At 66.3% G+C, this 17619-nt stretch carries 14 protein-coding genes; 6 read left to right on the forward strand and 8 right to left on the reverse strand.

The features are described from left to right. Positions 1 to 13: 13 nt before the first annotated feature. Positions 14 to 1030, reverse strand: coding sequence for an AraC family transcriptional regulator (locus IB255_RS21790; RefSeq protein ID WP_081516655.1), 1017 nt, complete (start codon positions 1028 to 1030; stop codon positions 14 to 16). 51 nt (positions 1031 to 1081) lie between these two features. Further along, positions 1082 to 2761, reverse strand: a complete 1680-nt coding sequence (locus tag IB255_RS21795) for an AMP-binding protein (protein ID WP_192210854.1) — start codon at positions 2759 to 2761, stop codon at positions 1082 to 1084. Between the two features lie 512 nt (positions 2762 to 3273). Here IB255_RS21795 and pbpG point away from each other — a divergent pair. The 4 genes from pbpG to IB255_RS21815 all read left to right on the forward strand — a co-directional run bounded on the left by pbpG (position 3274) and on the right by IB255_RS21815 (position 6863). Beyond that, positions 3274 to 4206: a D-alanyl-D-alanine endopeptidase gene (gene pbpG, locus IB255_RS21800; RefSeq protein WP_081516653.1), complete on the forward strand. Its 933-nt coding sequence runs from the start codon at positions 3274 to 3276 to the stop codon at positions 4204 to 4206. Between the two features lie 170 nt (positions 4207 to 4376). Then, positions 4377 to 4916, forward strand: coding sequence for a PaaI family thioesterase (locus tag IB255_RS21805; RefSeq protein WP_081516652.1), 540 nt, complete (start codon positions 4377 to 4379; stop codon positions 4914 to 4916). 12 nt (positions 4917 to 4928) lie between these two features. After that, positions 4929 to 6068, forward strand: coding sequence for a thiolase family protein (locus IB255_RS21810; RefSeq protein WP_139791494.1), 1140 nt, complete (start codon positions 4929 to 4931; stop codon positions 6066 to 6068). Between the two features lie 228 nt (positions 6069 to 6296). Continuing rightward, the gene (locus IB255_RS21815) at positions 6297 to 6863 is read left to right on the forward strand and encodes a TetR/AcrR family transcriptional regulator (RefSeq protein ID WP_081516650.1); all 567 of its coding nucleotides are present in this window, start codon (positions 6297 to 6299) and stop codon (positions 6861 to 6863) included. A gap of 218 nt (positions 6864 to 7081) precedes the next feature. Here IB255_RS21815 and IB255_RS21820 read toward each other — a convergent pair whose 3' ends face one another. Continuing rightward, entirely contained in the window at positions 7082 to 7888 is an 807-nt protein-coding gene (locus IB255_RS21820) for an SDR family NAD(P)-dependent oxidoreductase (protein WP_081516649.1), read from the reverse strand. Positions 7889 to 8224: 336 nt separating this feature from the next. On the opposite strand from IB255_RS21820, the gene IB255_RS31070 reads away from it, so the two are divergent. After that, complete coding sequence (locus tag IB255_RS31070; RefSeq protein WP_286175828.1) at positions 8225 to 8377, forward strand: PSPA7_2676 family Cys-rich small protein; 153 nt, start codon at positions 8225 to 8227, stop codon at positions 8375 to 8377. A 64-nt stretch (positions 8378 to 8441) separates the two neighbouring features. Here IB255_RS31070 and peaD read toward each other — a convergent pair whose 3' ends face one another. The 5 genes from peaD to ccsA form a co-directional block, all read right to left on the reverse strand. Beyond that, a complete protein-coding gene (peaD, locus tag IB255_RS21825; protein ID WP_139791493.1) occupies positions 8442 to 9575 on the reverse strand; it encodes a quinohemoprotein amine dehydrogenase subunit beta in 1134 nt (377 codons plus the stop codon). 44 nt (positions 9576 to 9619) lie between these two features. Next, the gene (gene qhpC, locus IB255_RS21830; protein ID WP_015477047.1) at positions 9620 to 9943 is read right to left on the reverse strand and encodes a quinohemoprotein amine dehydrogenase subunit gamma; all 324 of its coding nucleotides are present in this window, start codon (positions 9941 to 9943) and stop codon (positions 9620 to 9622) included. A gap of 1 nt (position 9944) precedes the next feature. After that, positions 9945 to 11375 (reverse strand): quinohemoprotein amine dehydrogenase maturation protein, encoded by a 1431-nt coding sequence (peaB, locus tag IB255_RS21835; RefSeq protein ID WP_081516648.1) that lies wholly within the window; start codon positions 11373 to 11375, stop codon positions 9945 to 9947. A gap of 77 nt (positions 11376 to 11452) precedes the next feature. Continuing rightward, a complete protein-coding gene (peaA, locus tag IB255_RS21840) occupies positions 11453 to 13024 on the reverse strand; it encodes a quinohemoprotein amine dehydrogenase subunit alpha (RefSeq protein WP_168190471.1) in 1572 nt (523 codons plus the stop codon). Positions 13025 to 13221: 197 nt separating this feature from the next. Continuing rightward, positions 13222 to 15405, reverse strand: coding sequence for a cytochrome c biogenesis protein CcsA (ccsA, locus tag IB255_RS21845; protein ID WP_081516646.1), 2184 nt, complete (start codon positions 15403 to 15405; stop codon positions 13222 to 13224). A 491-nt stretch (positions 15406 to 15896) separates the two neighbouring features. On the opposite strand from ccsA, the gene IB255_RS21850 reads away from it, so the two are divergent. Then, entirely contained in the window at positions 15897 to 17573 is a 1677-nt protein-coding gene (locus IB255_RS21850) for an MFS transporter (RefSeq protein ID WP_081516645.1), read from the forward strand. Positions 17574 to 17619: the final 46 nt, after the last annotated feature.

A 17619-nucleotide genomic window follows, 5' to 3' on the forward strand; every position in this document is an offset into this window, starting at 1 on the left:
GCGCCCTTAAATTTCAGGGCTCCTGGCGGATCAGCGCGCGGTACTGCCCAGGCGTCGATCCGGTCCATTTGCGGAAGGCCTTGTAGAAGGCGCTGGTGTCGGCGAAACCCAGCTCCTCAGCGAGATCGGCGAAGTTGCCGTCGCCGCTGTCCAGCCGGGCGATGGCGAGGTCGCGGCGCAGCTGGTCCTTGAGCGCCTGGTAGGACTGCCCCTCGGCGGCGAGCTTGCGGCGCAACGTCGAGGGCGCCATGTAGAAGTGCCCGGCGAGGGCGTCGAGGTCCGGCCAGCGTTCGAACTTCAGGCTGCGCAGGTAGGCCTTGGTGCGGGCGGCAAGACTCTGCGGGTCGCGGTAGCGCACCAGGATGTTCGCTGGCGCGCCCCCAAGGAAGCGCCGCAGCTCGCGCTCGTCGCGGCGCACGGGGAGATCGAGCGCCTCGGCGTTGAACAGCAGGCGCGACTGGCGACGGGCGAAATTGAGGTTCTCGGTGAACATCACCCGGTAGTCGGCGATGAAGTCCGGCTGCGGGCAGCGCAGTTCGATGGCCAGCACCGGGATGCGTCGCCCCACCAGCCAGCAGGCCAGGCCGTGCAACATCAGCCACAGGGTGAAGTAGCAGAAGGCGCGCGGCGCCGGGCCTTCGGGCTCATCGAGGACGATGGCGGCCAAGCCTTCCTGGCGAGTCAGGCGCGGGGTGAAGTCGTCGAACACCAGACCCATGAAGCGCAGCGCGGCGTTCATCGCCGTCTCCAGGGTCGGCTCGCGGACGGCAGCGGCAGTCATGAAGTTGAAGCTGCCGGATTTCATCCGGCGGGCGTTCATGCCGAAGAACTCGTCGTCCATCTCCCTGGCCAGGCGCAGCCAGAGCCGCGCATAGGCCTGGCTGGAAACCCGCGCGTAGGGTTTGCCGAACAGCTCCGGGGCGATGCCGGCGGCGGCCAATAGCGGGCCGTCGTCGCGGCCGGCGCGACGAAACTCGGCCAGCGCTTCGCTGACCAGGCGGATGGAGATGGTGCCCTTCTCTACGCCCATGGCGCCCCGGCAATCCGGGCGCGCGCCAGGGCGCAGGCGGGCATCGGGCGATCAACCACGCTGGCTGCGCACCTCTTCGATGCTGATCTCGCGCATGCGGAACTTCTGGATCTTGCCGGTCACCGTCATCGGGAACTCGTCGCAGAAGCGGAAGTGGCGCGGCACCTTGAAGTGGGCGATGGCGTTCTTGCAGAAGGTGCGCAGCTCGTCTTCGGCGACGCTATGGCCGGGGTGGAACTTGACCCAGGCCACCAGTTCCTCGCCGTACTTCTCGTCGGGGATGCCAATCACCTGGGCGTCTGCCACGGCGTGGTGGGTGTAGAGGAACTCCTCGATCTCGCGCGGATAGATGTTCTCGCCGCCGCGAATGATCATGTCCTTGCTGCGTCCGACGATGCGCACATTGCCGGCTTCGTCCATCTCGGCGAGGTCGCCGGTGAGCATCCAGCGCGCCGGACTGATGGCCTCGGAAGTCGCCTGCGGGTTGTTCCAGTAGCCGAGCATCACGCTGTAGCCACGGGTGCACAGCTCGCCGATGGTGCCGCGCGGGACGATGCGGCCGTCAGCGTCGATGATCTTGCTTTCCAGGTGCGGCTGGGTGCGGCCGACGGTGGTGACGCGGGTTTCCAGGTCGTCTTCCGGGCCGGTCTGCAGCGACACCGGGCTGGTCTCGGTCATGCCGTAGGCGATCTGTACTTCGGCCATGTGCATCTCGTCGATGACCCTGCGCATCACTTCGATCGGGCAGGTGGCGCCGGCCATGATCCCGGTGCGCAGGCTCGACAGGTCGAAGTCGCGGCGGGTCGGGTGGTCCAGTTCGGCGATGAACATGGTGGGCACGCCGTACAGCGCGGTGGCCTTCTCTTGCGCCACCGCCGCCAGGGTCGCCTCGGGTTCGAAGCTGGGCGCGGGGTAGATCATGGTGGAGCCGTGGGTCAGGCAGCCGAGGTTGCCCATCACCATGCCGAAGCAGTGGTACAGCGGCACCGGGATCACCAGGCGGTCGTGCTCGGTGAGGCCGAGGCTGTCGCCGACCATCAGGCCGTTGTTGAGGATGTTGTAGTGGCTGAGCGTGGCACCCTTGGGGAAGCCGGTGGTGCCGGAGGTGTACTGGATGTTGATCGGCTCGTCGAACTGCAGCAGCGCCTGGCGCTCGGCGAGTTCGGTGGCGGCGATACCACGCCCCAGCGGCTCCAGCTGGCTCCAGCGCAGGAAGCCGGCGGGCGCGGTATCGGACAGGCTGATCACCCCGCGCAGCTCCGGCAGGCGGTCACTGGACAGCTCACCCGGCCGCCCCTGGCCAAGCTCGGGCAGCAGGTCGGCGAGCATGCCGTGGTAATCGGAGGACTTGAAGGCGTCGGCGCACACCAGCCAGCGGCAGCCGGACTGCTTGAGCGCGTATTCGAGTTCGTTCACCCGGTAGGCCGGGTTGATGTTGACCAGCACGGCGCCGACCTTGGCGCTGGCGAACTGGGTGACGCACCACTGCGCGCAGTTGGGCGCCCAGATCCCCAGACGGTCGCCAGGACGCAGGCCGAGGGCAAGGAAAGCGCGGGCGATGCCATTGACCACCTCGGCCAGCTCGGCCCAGGTGTAGCGCAGGTTCTGGTGACGCACGACCAGCGCCTCGCGCGCGGCGAAACGCTCGACGGTGGCGTCGAAGGCAGCGCCGACGGTCATGGCCAGCAGGGATTTGTCCTGCGGGCCGCGGGTGTAACTCAGGTGGTTCATGGCTTTCCCTTGTTGTGCTTGTTCTGGGATCAACACTGAACGATCGGTTCGGGCAGCGACGCAGAGCGTCTGGAACCGCGCTTGCTTACCGGCAGCCGCGCGGCTGACTGGCCGGTCGCGGGCTGCGAAACATGTTTACGTTAACGTAAAGGTAAACGCAACCCCGACCTTCGACAGCGCAGCAGGCCGGGCGCCTCCGCTCATTGCAGGATAGCCACTCACAAAGCGTGCCATCCGGCCTGAACGCCATATGCGGCGCGGCTTTGAGAAGGTTTTCAGTCGTTCGTGGGTAAGCCGTCCCGGTTGCATTTCGCAACAGCTCCGGCAAGCTGCCGCGCCGCGACTGCCAGCACGGCGCACGGCCTCTGCGCAGCGGGCGGCGCGACGTCTCAATCTGTCGCAATCTGAGACGCCCCGCGCCGCGTGCGCTATGACGGACCTTGCATTAGAATTCGCCGAAAATGCCTACATGGATGTAGATACATTCCCACTCACGCTTGCGAATCCCGTCCATGACTAGTCGTCGTTCGATACTGAGCCTGCTGTTTGCCTGCGCCGCTGTTGTCTGTTCATCGAACACCTTCGCCGCCTCCCCCGCCAAGGCGGCTTCCCCCAAGGAGCTGGTGCTCGCGTCCGGCAGCGCCCTGGTGGTCGACCTGGAGAATGGCAAGACCCTCTACTCCAGCAATCCCAACCTGGTAGTACCCATCGCCTCGGTGACCAAGCTGATGACCGCCATGGTCACGCTGGACGCCAAGCTGCCGATGAACGAACTGATCCCCGTGGACATCTCCGAGACCGCCGAGATGAAGGGCGTGTTCTCCCGCGTCCACCTGGGCAGCATGATCAGCCGCCAGAACATGCTGCTGCTGGCGCTGATGTCCTCGGAAAACCGCGCCGCCGCCAGCCTCGCCCACAACTATCCGGGCGGCTCCAAAGCCTTCGTCGCGGCGATGAACGCCAAGGCGAAATCCCTCGGCATGACCAGCACCCATTACGTCGAGCCCACCGGTCTGTCGATCCACAACGTCTCCGACGCCAATGACCTGATCCGCCTGGCCAAGGCCGCCTACACCTACCCGCAGATCCGCCAGCTGAGCACCACGGCGACCAGCGACGCGCGCTTCAGCAAGCCCAGCTACTCGCTGAGCTTCTTCAACACCAACCCGCTGGTGCGCAACGGCAAGTGGGACATCCGCCTGACCAAGACCGGCTTCACCAACGATGCCGGCCACTGCCTGGTGATGGTCACCATGATGAACGGCCGCCCGGTCGCCCTGGCCCTGCTCGATGCCTTCGGCAAGCGCACCCACGTGGCCGATGCCGGCCGCATCCGCCGCTGGGTGGAAACCGGTGTCGCCTCGCCGGTGCCCGCCGTCGCCCTGCAGTACAAGGCCCAGCGCAGCCAGGCGCGTGCGGCCAACATCACGGCCACCGCCGAGTAAGCTCCTCCCCGCGCTGGCGGAGTCCGCTCCGCCGGCCGCGTTTTTTCTCCCCTCCCCCTCCTATCGCACTGTCGTTTCAGCCCTGCTAGATGGCGCTTCCGTCACTTATATGCCGATCATCATTCAATGATAGTATGACGACTGTAATATTTGATTGCCGGAGCCTTGCGATGACCGAACTGACACTCACCCGTGAACAGAAGATTGCCGCCTGGGAAGCGGCGGCTGCGCAGATACGCCAGCGTCTGGCCGAGCCCGGCGTGGTTTCGCTGCAGGAATTGCGCGGCAAGACGCCCCAGGAGTTCTTCGACGGCATCGGCGCTGGCGAACTGCCCGCCCCACCGATCAATGCGCTGATCGGCTTCGTCCCGCTGGAATGGGGCCAGGGCCGCTTCATCTTCCAGGGCACCCCGGACATGCGCCACTACAACCCGCTGGGCACCGTGCACGGCGGCTACGCGGCGACGCTGCTGGACTCGGCCATGGGCTGCGCGGTGCACACCATGCTCGAACCGGGGCTGGGCTACACCACCACCGACCTGCGCATCAGCTACATCCGTGCACTGACCCGTGATACCGGGCCGATCCGCGCCGAAGGCACCCTGGTGCACATCGGCCGCTCCACCGCCCTGGCCGAAGGCCGCCTCTACGACGTGGACGGCCGGCTCTACGCCACCGGCTCCACCACCTGCCTGATCCTCGGGCGCTGATCCCTCAGGAGACTGACCATGACTTCCGTCGTCATCGCGGGTTATGCCCGCTCCCCGTTCCACTTCGCGAAAAAAGGCGCGCTGATCGACGTGCGCCCGGACGACCTCGCCGCGCAGACGGTCAAGGGCCTGGTTGCGCGCAGCGGACTCGACGCCCGGCTGATCGAGGACCTGATCATGGGCTGCGCCTACCCCGAGGCCGAACAGGGCATGAACCTCGCGCGCATCACCGGCTTCCTCGCCGGCCTGCCGGAAACGGTGGCCGGCGCCACGGTGAACCGCTTCTGCGGCTCGTCCATGACCTCCATCCACTTCGCCGCCGGGCAGATCCAGCTCGGCGCCGGGGATGCCTTCATCTGCGCGGGCGTGGAGTCCATGACCCGCGTGCCCATGGGCGGCTTCAACCTCTCGCCCAACCCGCGCCTGCTCGCGGAGTTCCCCCAGGCCTACATGCCCATGGGGCAGACCGCCGAGCTAGTCGCCGAGCGCTTCGGCATCTCCCGCGCGGACCAGGAAGCCATGGCCGTGGACTCCCACGCCAAGGCCGCCCATGCCCGCGAGCAGGGCCTGCTGACGGCGGAGATCGTGCCCATCGACACGCCCAATGGGGTGGTCAGCGAGGACGGCTGCATCCGCCCCGGCACCAACCTGGAGGCACTGGCGCAGCTCAAGCCGGCCTTCGGCGGCAGCGTCACCGCGGGCACCGCCTCGCCGCTCACCGATGGCGCCGCGGCCGTTCTGGTGTGCAGCGAGGACTTCGCCCGCGCCAACGGGCTGGACATCCTGGCGCGGGTAAAAGCCGTCGCGGTGGTCGGCTGCCCGCCGGAAATCATGGGCATGGGCCCGCTCTACGCAACCCGCAAACTGCTCGACCGCACTGGACTGCGCATGGCCGACATCGACCTGGTGGAGATCAACGAGGCCTTCTCCAGCCAGGCGCTGGCCTGCCTGCGCGGGCTGGAGCTGGATAGCGACCGGGTCAACCTGCACGGCGGTGCCCTGGCCATCGGCCACCCGCTGGGCGCCACCGGCGCTCGCATCACCGGCAAGGTGGCAGCGCTGCTGAAGGAAACCGGCGGGCGCTACGCCATCGCCACCCAGTGCATCGGCGGTGGCCAGGGCGTGGCGACGCTGCTCGAGGCCGTTCGCTGACGGCCACGCCCGTAGGGCGCATAACGCGCCAGCGTTATCCGCCGGCGGATAACCTGTTCCAGGTTATCCGCCCTACGGTGCTGATGATTCCCCTGTAGGAGCACGCCATGCGCGCAATCGCGGGCACGGCCCGCTCCTACAGGTTAAGTCCATGCCCCGAATCACCTCCCCGCGCCCGCCCTGCGTTAGAATGACATCCAGCATTCCATGATCCGCAGGAGACCGGTCATGCGTTACTCCGAAGACCACAAGGCCCAGACCCGCGAACGCATCATCAACGAGGCGGCGCAGCGCTTCCGCAGCGAGGGCGTGGACGCCACCGGCCTGCAGACGCTGATGAAGGCGCTGGGCCTGACCCACGGCGGCTTCTACGCACACTTCAAGTCCAAGGACGAGCTGGTGGAGATCGCCCTGCAGCAGGCCGCCGAGCAGCTGCGCCCGGTCGTCGACCAGCAGTTCGAAAAGGCCGAGCCGCTGCCCGGCTTCATCGACCAGTACCTCTCCCCCGGCCACCGCAATGCGCCCGGCAAGGGCTGCCCGCTGCCGACCATCTCGGCCGAGCTGGGCGCGCGCGGCCATGCCAGCGCCACCACCGACGCCATCGTCCAGGCACGCATTGACGCCATCGAAAAGGCACTGCCCAGCGAGCATGCCGAGGATGAGAGCGTGGCCATGCTCGCCACCCTGATCGGCGCGCTGGTGCTATCGCGCAGCGTGGCCGATCCGCAGATGTCCGACCGCATCCTGGAGAGCACCCGCCGGCACCTGAAGCGCGAGATCGGCGCGGCGGAGTGAGGCGCTTTTGTAGGGGGCATAACGCGCCAGCGTTATCCGCCGTTCAAGGGTCGGCGGATAACCTGTTCCAGGTTGTTCGCCCTACGCTCCCGGGCACCAATTTCAGCGCCGATCGACACCTGTAGGAGCGGGCCATGCCCGTGATCGCGAGCATGGCGCGCGCATAAAAAAGCCCCGGCGCAAGGCCGGGGCAAGCTTTTCGCCACTCAGTTACCCGATCAAGCCACTGCCACGCCATAGCGCTGTGCCGGGGCGCTGCGCGACAGGTTCGGCGCCATCTTCAGGCGCGCGGCAGTAAAGGCTTCGAATTCGCCCGCATCCGGCAGCGCCGGCAGGGTCACCACTTCACCCTGGGCCAGGCCGGCCAGCGCGGCGTCGACCATGTGGTTCACGTCCATCAGCATTTCCGCCGGCAGTGCGGAGATGTCGGTGCCGGCGCGGTCCCAGATTTCGGTGCGGGTGGCGCCCGGCAGCACGGCCTGGATGCGCAGTCCCAGCGGCGCCAGCTCCTGCTGCATGGACTGGGTCAGGTTGAGCACGAAGGCCTTGGTGGCGCTGTAGCTGCCATTGAACAGTTCCGGCGCCAGCGCCAGCACCGAGGCCACGTTGATGATGGTGCCGCGGCCACGCCCGGCGAAAGCCTTGGCGGCAGCGCCAGCCAGGCGCGCAGTGGCGATGACGTTCAGCTCGATCATGCTTTCCAGGCGGTCCAGGTCGGTTTCCAGCAGGGTGCCGTTGATCGCCACGCCGGCGTTGTTAAGCAGCAGGCTGAGACTCGCATCCTCGGCCAGGCGGGCCTCGATGCGGGCGCGGTCTTCGCGACGGGTCAGGTCGGCCTTCAGCACATCCACCGAAACGCCGTATTCCTCACCGAGGCGTGCGGCCAGGGCGTCCAGGCGTTGCTGGTCGCGGGCCACCAGCAGCAGGTCGTAGCCCTGCGCGGCGAGGCGCTGCGCGTAGGTGGCGCCGATGCCCGAGGAAGCACCGGTGATCAGTGCGCGGCCCAGTTCGGATTTGGCATTCATGGTTCTTTCTCCAGGGAGGCGTTCGCCCCGCTTGCAACGTTGGGTGGGCCTGGTGGCCGTCTGGAATGTCCGGCCACTGAAATGATGACCGTCATCTGAAGGTGAATATTATGCTCATAATATTATCTGTCAAGACCTGCCATGCGGTGCTGACGAACGGCCAGGGAGTCGCTGGCAAGCCTTGCGGGGCAGGCGCCAGGTGCCATCCGGCAGTTTAGGTTGCCCATTCCAGAGCGCTCGCGAGAGGCTCGCCGGGTCTCCACACAAGAACAATCCCGGAGCGTCACCTGCACCCTGCTGCCTGTCTACGTACCGGAGCGATCCGGAGGAGGACACATGCGATTGCGCTGCTTTTTCCTGGGATGTGTTTGGGATGAAGGGAATCTGACCGAAGTCGGCCGCGTACCGATGCTGTGCCAGCGCTGTGCGCGCTGCGGTGCACAGCGGTATCTGGCAATGAAGAGCGAGAGTCCCGAACCGGAAATCTGAGCCGGAAACAAAACTGCCCCGGAGCACGCGAATGCTCCGGGGCAGTTCGTCAATCAGACAGCTTTCAGTTGGCCACGAACGCCTGACTGGTGGTGATCGCCATGTCGCCGCCGGGCAGCTTCAGATCGCCGATGCGCTCCAGGCTGTCGGCGTCGAAGATCGCCACGTCGTTCAGGGTGCCGGTCAGGTACAGCTTGTTGCCGGCCTTGTTGGTCGACAGGCAGTAGTAGGAGTGGTCCAGGTTCGCCGCCTTGACCAGCTTCTGCTCCTTGATGTCGTACTTGGCCAGGCGGTTCAGCACGCCGTAGACGATATTGCGGTCCTTGGCCGAGCGGATGCCGCTGAAGTACACCTCGGTGACCGGGCCGAAATCGACGGTCTCGGTCTTGCCGGTGGCCAGATCGATGTTGAAGAAGCCGTAGAGGAAGTCGGCCGTGGCCATGTCCTGCTTGGCGTCCTTGAACTTCGCCGTGGTGTAGAGCAGCGAGAAGTCACGCGGGTAGGTCTGCTGGTTCCACACGTAGAGCACATCTGGCGGCGCGTAGTTGGGGCGCTTCCAGTTGCGGCTGGGGATCACCACGTCGAACTTGCCGGTCTTCACGTCCACCTTGTAGATGTCCGGGCCTGCCACGTAGAGGGTGCCGTCATCGCCGCTCTGCATGATGGTCAGCTGGCGCGGCGCCGGGAAGGTGCGCACCGGCTTGGCGCCCATGCCGTCGGCGACGGAATACACCTGCAGGCGCGGCTGCTGCACCTCGTAGTGCTCGGCGAGGATCAGCGTCGGGTTGGCGATGGCGTAGATCTCCTTGCCGTCGTGGCTGACGGTCATGGAGAACATCGCCCGCGCGTTCTCGCCCGGCTTCTGCGCGATGGTGGCGTGGAACACCGGTTTGCAGTCATCGAGCTGGATGCCGTAGATGTCCGCGTAGTGGTTGCTGAGGATGTAGACGGTCTTGCGGTCCGGCGACAGCTGGGTCATGCCCGGGCCGTAGGCGCCGGGGATGGTGCAGGTCTTGAACAGCTTGTCGGTCTGCATGTCGATGACGTGCAGGTTGTTCGGGTAGTTGGTGCTGATCAGGTACTCGTGGCCACTTTCCAGCGCTTTGCTCACGTCTGCGCCGGCGTCGGCGGCTACAGCTTGCAGCGCGCAGGCCAGCGAGAGGCCACCGAGGGCGGCGGCGAATGCTTTTCTGGACATGCAGGTTTTCCTCTTGTTCTTCTGTCCCATATGTTTCAGGGCGATCATTTGTCGTCCGGGAATACGGTGCCGAGGTTGCGCCAGTTCTCGGCCGAGGCCTGCGCATCCTTGTTCCAGTCGGGGTAGGTGCTCATCATGTCCGGCACCTGGGCCGGCCACCAGCAAGGGTCGGAGCAGCCGTAGAGGTCCGCTTCCATCGGCTGGCAGAGCGAGGACACGCCGCCGAACACGTCGACTTCCCAGCCCGGATCGGTGGTCGCCGCGCAGCCGGCCACGGAGTTCATCGCCACCACGTCCTCGATGCGATCCTCGGCGGCGGCCTGTTCGAGCTTCTGTGCTTTGGTGTTGATCGCTTTCAGATGTTTCATGTCAGTGCGCCTTCCGCGGAGTGATGTGGCGGTCGATGAAGCTGGGGTTGGAAGCCATGATCCGGCTGTAGACCTCGATGCCGAAGTCGACCCAGTCCCTCATCAGTTCGCAGTAGTGGTAGGTGGGATGCGCCGGGTCGCCGTAGCGCGCGTAGCTCTCGTGGTAGCAGCCGCCGGAGCAAAGGTTGCGGATGTGGCAGCTGGCGCAGCCGGTGTCGGTGCGGTCCAGGCGCTGCGAGAGGAACTCGTTCAGCTCGGCCTGCTTCACCCCTTCATGCACGTTGCCGAAGGTCGGCAGCGAAGAACCGGTGAAGCGATGGCACAGGTTCAGCTCGCCCTTGTGGTCCACCGCCAGCATCTTCAGGCCGGCGCCGCACGGCAGGGCCTTCTTCTGCCCTTCGTGGATGTCGGTGATCAGCTGGTGCAGATTGGAGAAGCCGATGTTGCGCCCTTCCAGCGCCTCGTCCAGGTAACGGCGGCCGAGGGCTTTCATACCAGCGAAGACAGCCTTCAGCTCATCGGTGGTGAGGTTGTAGCTGCTGATGTCGCCCGAGGTGACCGGCGCGAAGCCGACTTCGGCGAAACCCATCTCGTTGAACAGGTGATTCCAGATGGTCTCGACGTCGGTGACGCCGGTGGTCAGGGTCACCCGCGCGCCAACCGGCCGCGCGGTGTAACGCGACAGCAGCATGTCAGCCTTGCGCCGCACCACGTCATAGGTGCCCTGCCCGCCCACGGTGATGCGGTTGCGGTCATGCACCGTCTTCGGCCCGTCGATGCTGATGGACAGCCCGAAGCGATGGGCGTTGAGCCAGTCGACGATTTCCTCGGTGAGCAACGTGGCGTTGGTGGTCATGACGAAGTCCACCGTCTTGCCCAGCTCGCCGAAACGGCGCTCGCAGTACGCGACCATGTGCTCGATCAGCGGACGGTTGGACAGCGGTTCGCCGCCGAAGAACACCACGGTGTAGCGCTGCTCGTCGGGGGATTCCTGGATCAGCATTTCCACCGAAGCCTCGGCAGTTTCCGCGCCCATCTTCTTGCCGGCGGAGGGCTTGTCCAAGTCTTCCTTGTAGCAATAGGTGCAGCTGAGGTTGCAGCCGGTGTTGACGTTCAGCACTACGGTGTTGAGCGCGGTGCGGTCAACCTTCTTGATGCCGATTTCAGGGGTCAGCGGCGAGCCGTCGCTGACCAGCTCCAGCGCGATCAGCTCGCGCAGGGTCTCGTCGATATCCTCGGCGGCGAAACGCCCGGCCAGGCGCTGGGTCAGCTCGTCCGGCGAGCAGGCATGCCCGCGCAGCGCATCGATGATCCCGCCGGTCAGCTCGTCGCTGGCGAACAGCGAGGAGCTGGGGATGTGGAACAACAGGCGGTCGGCGTCGACCTGCACTTCATGCAGGTTGCGTTCGACCAGATTCAAGATGGCGCCCATGGCGACCTCCCGGAACTTGCTTGGTACACCCGCCCGAAGGCGGGGGCTCATGCTCTGAGTTCATCCGATACCGACACTTACGGAATCGGCGGGTTGTTCCAACGCTGCACGGTGACGATCATGTGCCCTTCGCCCTTGTGCGACTGGCCGGCGTCGTCCACCGCGGCGATCACCTTCAGGTTGCCGGCGTTGTTGGTCATCATCTTGCGTTCCGGGTTCGGGCCGGCGTCGCCCGGGGTGAAGATGCCGGTGGCGGCGTCCATCGCGCCGGCGAACTTCACATCCTGGTCTTCCTTGGCGCGGTCATCGAAAGGCTCGACCGACCACTGCGCCGGGAACTCGCCGATGCGGAACGGCTTGCCGTCGGCGCCCTTGCCCCAGGCCTCGGCATCGAAGCTGCCCTGGACCTTGGGCGTGGAGCCGCCATTGCCGCCGATGCGGGAGATGGAGAACTCCGGCACCACCTTCACCTCGGCGATGTCCTTGTACACCGCGAGGCTGCCGCCCTTGGCAGTGCCCACGCTGACATCACGCTCGCCGGCGGCGGCCGCATCGCTGGCCTTGACCTTGACGGTCACGCGCTCGGGCGTCTCGGAGACCACCGACACCACCTCCACGCCCTTGCCGAACGACGGCTTGCCCTTCAGGCCGGTGCCGACCACGCTGACTTCGCTCTCCGCGCCCGCCTTGATGTAGGCCGGCTGCACACCCAGCACGTGGCTGGTGCCGTCCTTCGCCGCGACGAAGTCCAGGCCACGCTCGTCGTGGGCCTTGTCGAACATGCGGCCCTGCATCTGGCCATTGAGGGCGGCGAACACCTGACGCATGGTCACGTCACCGACGGTGACCGCGCCGCGCCATTCGTAGCCGTTGTAGAGCACCGCGCTACCCTCGCCGCTGAACGGCGAACCGTCGGCGTACTGGCCCTTCACGCTCACCTTGAAGGCATCGTCGCCGTCCTTGCTAACGCTCATGCTGCCGGCCAGGTCGCCCTTGCCCGGCATGTGCCCGGCGAAGCTCCAGTTACCCGCCAGGGATTCGGCCTTGGGCCGGTTCTTCTGCCAGTCGGACCAGGCCTTGCTGTCCAGCGGGTAGCGCTTGGCCAGTTCCGGGACCATCTCTTTCTTCGCCAGGTCGAACCAGTCGCGGTCGCGGGACAGGGCCTGGTATTCCAGCGACGGCCAGCGGCCGAGGTGGAAGTTCACCAGCTTCTCCCACTCCGCCGCCGGGCGGCGCTGCAGGGCGATGCGCGCACCCGAGTGGCAGCGGGCGCACATCTGCTCGAAGTTCGTATCGAATTTCTCGACGGTGTTCAGCCGGCGCTCGAGGGCGTAGCGCACGCCTTCGGTTTCGCTGGGCGCCAGGCCCTGCTTGTCGGCGAGGAACTTGACCACCGAGCGACGTTCCTCATCGGTGATCTTCAGGCCGTACATCACCTGCATGCGGGCGATGCTCATCAGCCAGCCTTCGGGGGTCTTGCGCTGGTGGCTGATGCGGCTGAGGGAATTGTTGCCTTCGGGCGTGTGGCACGCCTGGCACTTGGCGTTGATGATCGCCTGGCCTTCGGGTGCGGCCTGGGCCGTCTGGTGGAGCGCAAGGGCCAGTGCGGCCAGGGTTCCGGCACCCAGATAGTGCCGAAGTCGTGTCATCTTCAAGGTCAGGCCTCCTCGGTATTCTTGTAGGTTATTCGCGCCCACCGATGGGCTAAGAGCGAGCTCTTGAAAGCGGTTTTGCAGGTTGTGTGCCACTACTGCGCAAACCGCGCCGAATCAGGCTTTCGGCGCTGTTTGCAGGCACGCCCGGCAGAGGACACCGGGATTGCGACGTCACATTTCGCGATTGCTGTCTAACTCTGAGACAGGGTCCGTGAGACACCCTGCGAAGCAGTATGGTCCGGCTGGCGCAAAGCGCCGCCCGCCGGGAGCAACAAGGCGCCGAACAGCATGGTCAGCAGGCCGATCCAGACCAGCGAGAGGAACGGAAAACGGCGCACCACCACGACGCTCTCGATGTCGTCGCCGGGCTGCTTGAGCAGACGAGCGGAAGCCGGCACCCAGATCTGCAGGTCGCCCCTCCAGCCGCGGACGATGAACGGATGCAGCACGTAGCCACGATCCGAGGCGAAGCGCGCGTAGTGGTAGTCGAGGATTTCGCAGAGCTGGCGCACCGGGCCCTGGTAGGCCGGCGGGTTGCCGCGACTGTCCTGGAACAGCGCGTGGCCGGCCAACGTGCGGTCACCGTCACGCAGCTCCACCTTGGCCACCGCGTGGTAACCGGAGAAGTCCGGGCGGCTGGCATCCGGCGAGACGCGCATCTGCATGCCGCCGATCACCGCGTGCCACTGCTCGAAGGAAGTGCCCGGCGGGATGCTGATCTGCTGGTAGCTGTTCAGCGCCGTGGCGGCCAGCCCGCCCACCAGCGCGATCACCGCGCCGCCGTGTACCAGCGCCAGCCCGCCGCTGTAGCGCAGGTTGCCGACACGCCGGCTGCGCCACAGGGTCTGCGAGCCCCAGAGCAGGCAACTGCCCATCAGGAAGGCGCCGCCCAGCAGCGACGCGTCCAGCCACGGCAGTACCCGCACGATGTTCTGCGAGAGCATGCCGTCGCCGTTGTAGCCGTCGCTCAGCCAGCCGCCGTGCAAGCCGGTCCAGAGCATCACGGCGGCCATCAGCAGGGTCGCCAGCAAAGCCAGCCGGGGCCGCCCGCAACGGCGCAGGAAGCCGTAGCCGCCCATCAGGCCGAGCGCCGCCAGCAGCGGCACTACCCAGTGCGCCAGGCCGTAGCCATTGACGTCCCACTGGTCGAAGGCGCGGCGCAGGCTGTCCATCTCGGCGGTGGTGGCCCAGGCAGTCAGGGTCTCGAAGAAGGGCTTCAACTCGCTCGGCCGCTCCACCCCCAGCCACTCGTAGAGGTGCGCCTGGAGCAGCGCGCCGAGGGCCAGCAGGCCGGTGCCGGCGAACAGGTAGATGGCCACGTCCAGGGTCCAGTCCGACGCCCCGCGCCGCCGCCCTGCCCGCTTGCGCGGGCGCCACCCAACCAGCAGGTGGAACGCCGCGAGCGCCAGCAGGATCGCCGCCAGCGCCAGGTGGCTGAGCCAGGAGGTGGTGCCGATGTAGCGATGCGAGCTGGCGAGCACCGTGCTGCGGGTGACCGCCATGGCGCCGCAGGCCATGGCCGCCGCCAGCAGGCTGAGCACCGGCAACAGGCGCGCGTATGAGCCGTCCGCGCGCCAGCGGCGGGCGCCGTGCAGCACCGCGCCGAGCAGCGCCCAGATGATGAAGGCCGAGGTCTGGACCGGGTCCCAGTGCCACAGCTGGCCGTAGGTGAAGTCCTCCATGGCCCAGGCCATGCCGACACCGATACCGGCGCTGAGGATCAGCCAGGCGCGGCGACTGTAGCGCGGCATCACCCAGGCATAGGCGTGGCCGCCTCGGCCCAACGCTTCCAGCGCGGCACCGGCCGGCGCCAGTACCCAGGCATAGGCGCAGAGGATCAGCGGCGCGTGCAGGGACATCCAGAAGGTCTGCAGATGGGCGTTCATGCCCTGGCTCGGCTGCGCCGCCAGCCAGTCCGCCGGCGTCGCGCTGAACGGCCCGAGCCAGGCGGCGGTGGCGACGTACCAGGCGGCGATCAGCGCCATGCCGCGCCCGGCCCAGCCCGGCAGCGCCGCGCTCTTCAGGGCAATAGCCATGCTGAAGGTCGCCAGCAGCAGCACCGTGCCCTCGTCGCCGCCCCAGAGGTTGGAGAACTTCAGATACGTCGGAAGCGCCGCGCTGCTGTAGAGCCAGGCGTAGCGCAGCTGGAAGTGGTCGGCCACCAGGTGCAGGCCAAGCGCCAGGCTGGCGCCGCACAGTGCACCGAGGGCAACCGGCCACGTCAGCCCGCGCCACTCCTGGCGGATGGCCCCCAGGGCAATCAGCGCCGCCAGGGCCCAGAGCAGCCCATTGCCCACGCCGGGCAGCAGCCACAGCAACAGGCAGGTCAGCACGGCAGCCAGCGGCCCCGCAATCCACGGCAACGACAGGTGCATCCTCTTCAAGCCAGGCCTCCTTGTGCAACGCCGACGTGGCGCCGGGCGAAACCCCGAGCGCTTCACGTTGCGTGCCAGCCGGAAAAGTCCTTGCGAAACAGTAGCCTGCGCGCGCTCCAAGCCCCTCTGCGCGTGGCAGATCGCGACAGCTGTAGCAGTCTGAGACAGCCCTGACCGTTATAGACGATGGTCTAATTGCACGTCTTTCCCGCAGGGAAGTGCCCGTCATCGAGGCGCCAGCCAGACGCCTCGCGTCATCAGGCCTGTCCGGAACAGGTGCCAATCCGCGCCAGCCGGGGCTTTGCCGGGGCCGGCAGGTGGCCGAATACGTGGGAACGATTATGCTTTCAGATGACCTTGCGACCAGCCGCAGGGCCGCCTGACTTCACGCATCGCGCAATCCGTACGACCTGTCATCAGCCCTGGGCTCGAGTGCGGTAACGGAAAATCGAGGGACTCCGGCCCAAAACAACAACAAGACGGAGACGAACATGGCGCAGACATACAGCCCGGCCGCGGGCAACGCTCCTCACAGCGGAATCACCAAGGAGGAGCGCAAGGTCATCTTTGCCTCCTCCCTGGGTACGGTGTTCGAGTGGTACGACTTCTACCTCTACGGCTCCCTGGCGGCGATCATCGCCAAGCACTTCTTCGCCGGGGTCAATGAAACCACCGCCTTCATCTTCGCCCTGCTGGCCTTCGCCGCCGGCTTCGCGGTGCGGCCCTTCGGCGCCATCGTGTTCGGCCGCCTGGGCGACATGATCGGGCGCAAGCACACCTTCCTCATCACCATCATCATCATGGGTATCTCCACCGCCGTGGTCGGCCTGCTGCCCGCCTACGCCACCATCGGCGTGGCCGCGCCGATCATCCTCATCACCCTGCGGTTGCTGCAGGGCCTGGCGCTGGGCGGCGAGTACGGCGGCGCGGCGACCTACGTCGCCGAGCATGCGCCCAAGGGCAAGCGCGGCTTCTTCACCTCGTGGATCCAGACCACCGCAACGCTGGGCCTGTTTCTCTCGCTGCTGGTGATCATGGCCTGCCGCACCGTGCTGGGGAACGAGGCGTTCGAGGCCTGGGGCTGGCGGATTCCGTTCCTGCTGTCGATCCTGCTGCTGATCATCTCGGTGTACATCCGCCTGCAGCTCTCCGAGTCGCCGGTGTTCCTGAAGATGAAGGAGGAAGGCAAGGCGTCCAAGGCGCCGCTGACCGAATCCTTCGGCCGCTGGGAGAACCTCAAGGTGGTGATCATGTCGCTGCTCGGCGGCACCGCAGGGCAAGCCGTGGTCTGGTACACCGGGCAGTTCTACGCGCTGTTCTTCCTGCTGCAGACGCTGAAGATCGACGCGCAGACCGCCAACCTGCTGATCGCCGGCTCCTTGCTGCTGGGCACGCCATTCTTCGTGTTCTTCGGCAGCCTGTCCGACCGCATCGGCCGCAAGAAGATCATCATGGCCGGCTGCATCCTCGCCGCGCTGACCTACTTCCCGATCTTCCACGGCCTGACCCAGTTCGGTAACCCGGACGTGTTCGCCGCCCAGGAGAAGAACCCGGTCACCGTGGTGGCCGACCCGAACGCCTGCTCCTTCCAGTTCGATCCGGTGGGCAAGGCGAAATTCGTCAGCTCCTGCGACATGGCCAAGAGCCTGCTGGCCAAGCGCGCCATCCCCTACGAGAACCTCAAGGCGGAAACCGGCGCACTGGCCCAGGTGCACGTCGGCGACAAGATCATTGCCAGCTTCGAAGGGGCCGGCATGCCGGCGGCGGAGTTCAAGGTGCAGTCAGAGGTCTTCACCGCGCAGCTCGCCGCCTCGCTGAAGGAAGCCGGCTACCCGGAGAAAGCGGACCCAGCGAAGATCAACCACCTGATGATGCTGGTGCTGCTGACCATTCTGGTGATCTACGTGACCATGGTCTACGGGCCGATTGCCGCGTGGCTGGTGGAGCTGTTCCCGACGCGCATCCGCTACACCTCCATGTCGCTGCCCTACCACATCGGCAACGGCTGGTTCGGCGGCTTCCTTCCCACCGTCGCCTTCGCCATGGTGGCCGCCACCGGGGACATCTACTACGGCCTCTGGTACCCCATCGTCATCGCCGTGATGACGGCCATCCTCGGCATCTTCTTCCTGCCGGAAACCAAGGACCGGGATATCACCAACACCTGAGCCCTGCGTCTCAGCCGCTGTCGCACAATGCGACAGCGGCTTTTCT

Origin of the sequence: Pseudomonas sp. PDM22 (genome assembly GCF_014851965.1) — a bacterium.
Lineage (GTDB): Bacteria > Pseudomonadota > Gammaproteobacteria > Pseudomonadales > Pseudomonadaceae > Pseudomonas.

Excerpts from the sequence above, each read along its gene's own strand:
- IB255_RS31070 (WP_286175828.1), top strand. The coding sequence starts at position 8,225 with ATGCGATTGCGCTGCTTTTTCCTGGGATGTGTTTGGGATGAAGGGAAT.
- pbpG (WP_081516653.1), top strand. The coding sequence starts at position 3,274 with ATGACTAGTCGTCGTTCGATACTGAGCCTGCTGTTTGCCTGCGCCGCT.
- peaB (WP_081516648.1), bottom strand. The coding sequence starts at position 11,375 with ATGGGCGCCATCTTGAATCTGGTCGAACGCAACCTGCATGAAGTGCAG.
- peaD (WP_139791493.1), bottom strand. The coding sequence starts at position 9,575 with ATGTCCAGAAAAGCATTCGCCGCCGCCCTCGGTGGCCTCTCGCTGGCC.
- qhpC (WP_015477047.1), bottom strand. The coding sequence starts at position 9,943 with ATGAAACATCTGAAAGCGATCAACACCAAAGCACAGAAGCTCGAACAG.
- ccsA (WP_081516646.1), bottom strand. The coding sequence starts at position 15,405 with ATGCACCTGTCGTTGCCGTGGATTGCGGGGCCGCTGGCTGCCGTGCTG.
- IB255_RS21790 (WP_081516655.1), bottom strand. The coding sequence starts at position 1,030 with ATGGGCGTAGAGAAGGGCACCATCTCCATCCGCCTGGTCAGCGAAGCG.
- IB255_RS21815 (WP_081516650.1), top strand. The coding sequence starts at position 6,297 with ATGCGTTACTCCGAAGACCACAAGGCCCAGACCCGCGAACGCATCATC.
- IB255_RS21805 (WP_081516652.1), top strand. The coding sequence starts at position 4,377 with ATGACCGAACTGACACTCACCCGTGAACAGAAGATTGCCGCCTGGGAA.
- IB255_RS21850 (WP_081516645.1), top strand. The coding sequence starts at position 15,897 with ATGGCGCAGACATACAGCCCGGCCGCGGGCAACGCTCCTCACAGCGGA.
- IB255_RS21820 (WP_081516649.1), bottom strand. The coding sequence starts at position 7,888 with ATGAATGCCAAATCCGAACTGGGCCGCGCACTGATCACCGGTGCTTCC.
- IB255_RS21795 (WP_192210854.1), bottom strand. The coding sequence starts at position 2,761 with ATGAACCACCTGAGTTACACCCGCGGCCCGCAGGACAAATCCCTGCTG.
- peaA (WP_168190471.1), bottom strand. The coding sequence starts at position 13,024 with ATGACACGACTTCGGCACTATCTGGGTGCCGGAACCCTGGCCGCACTG.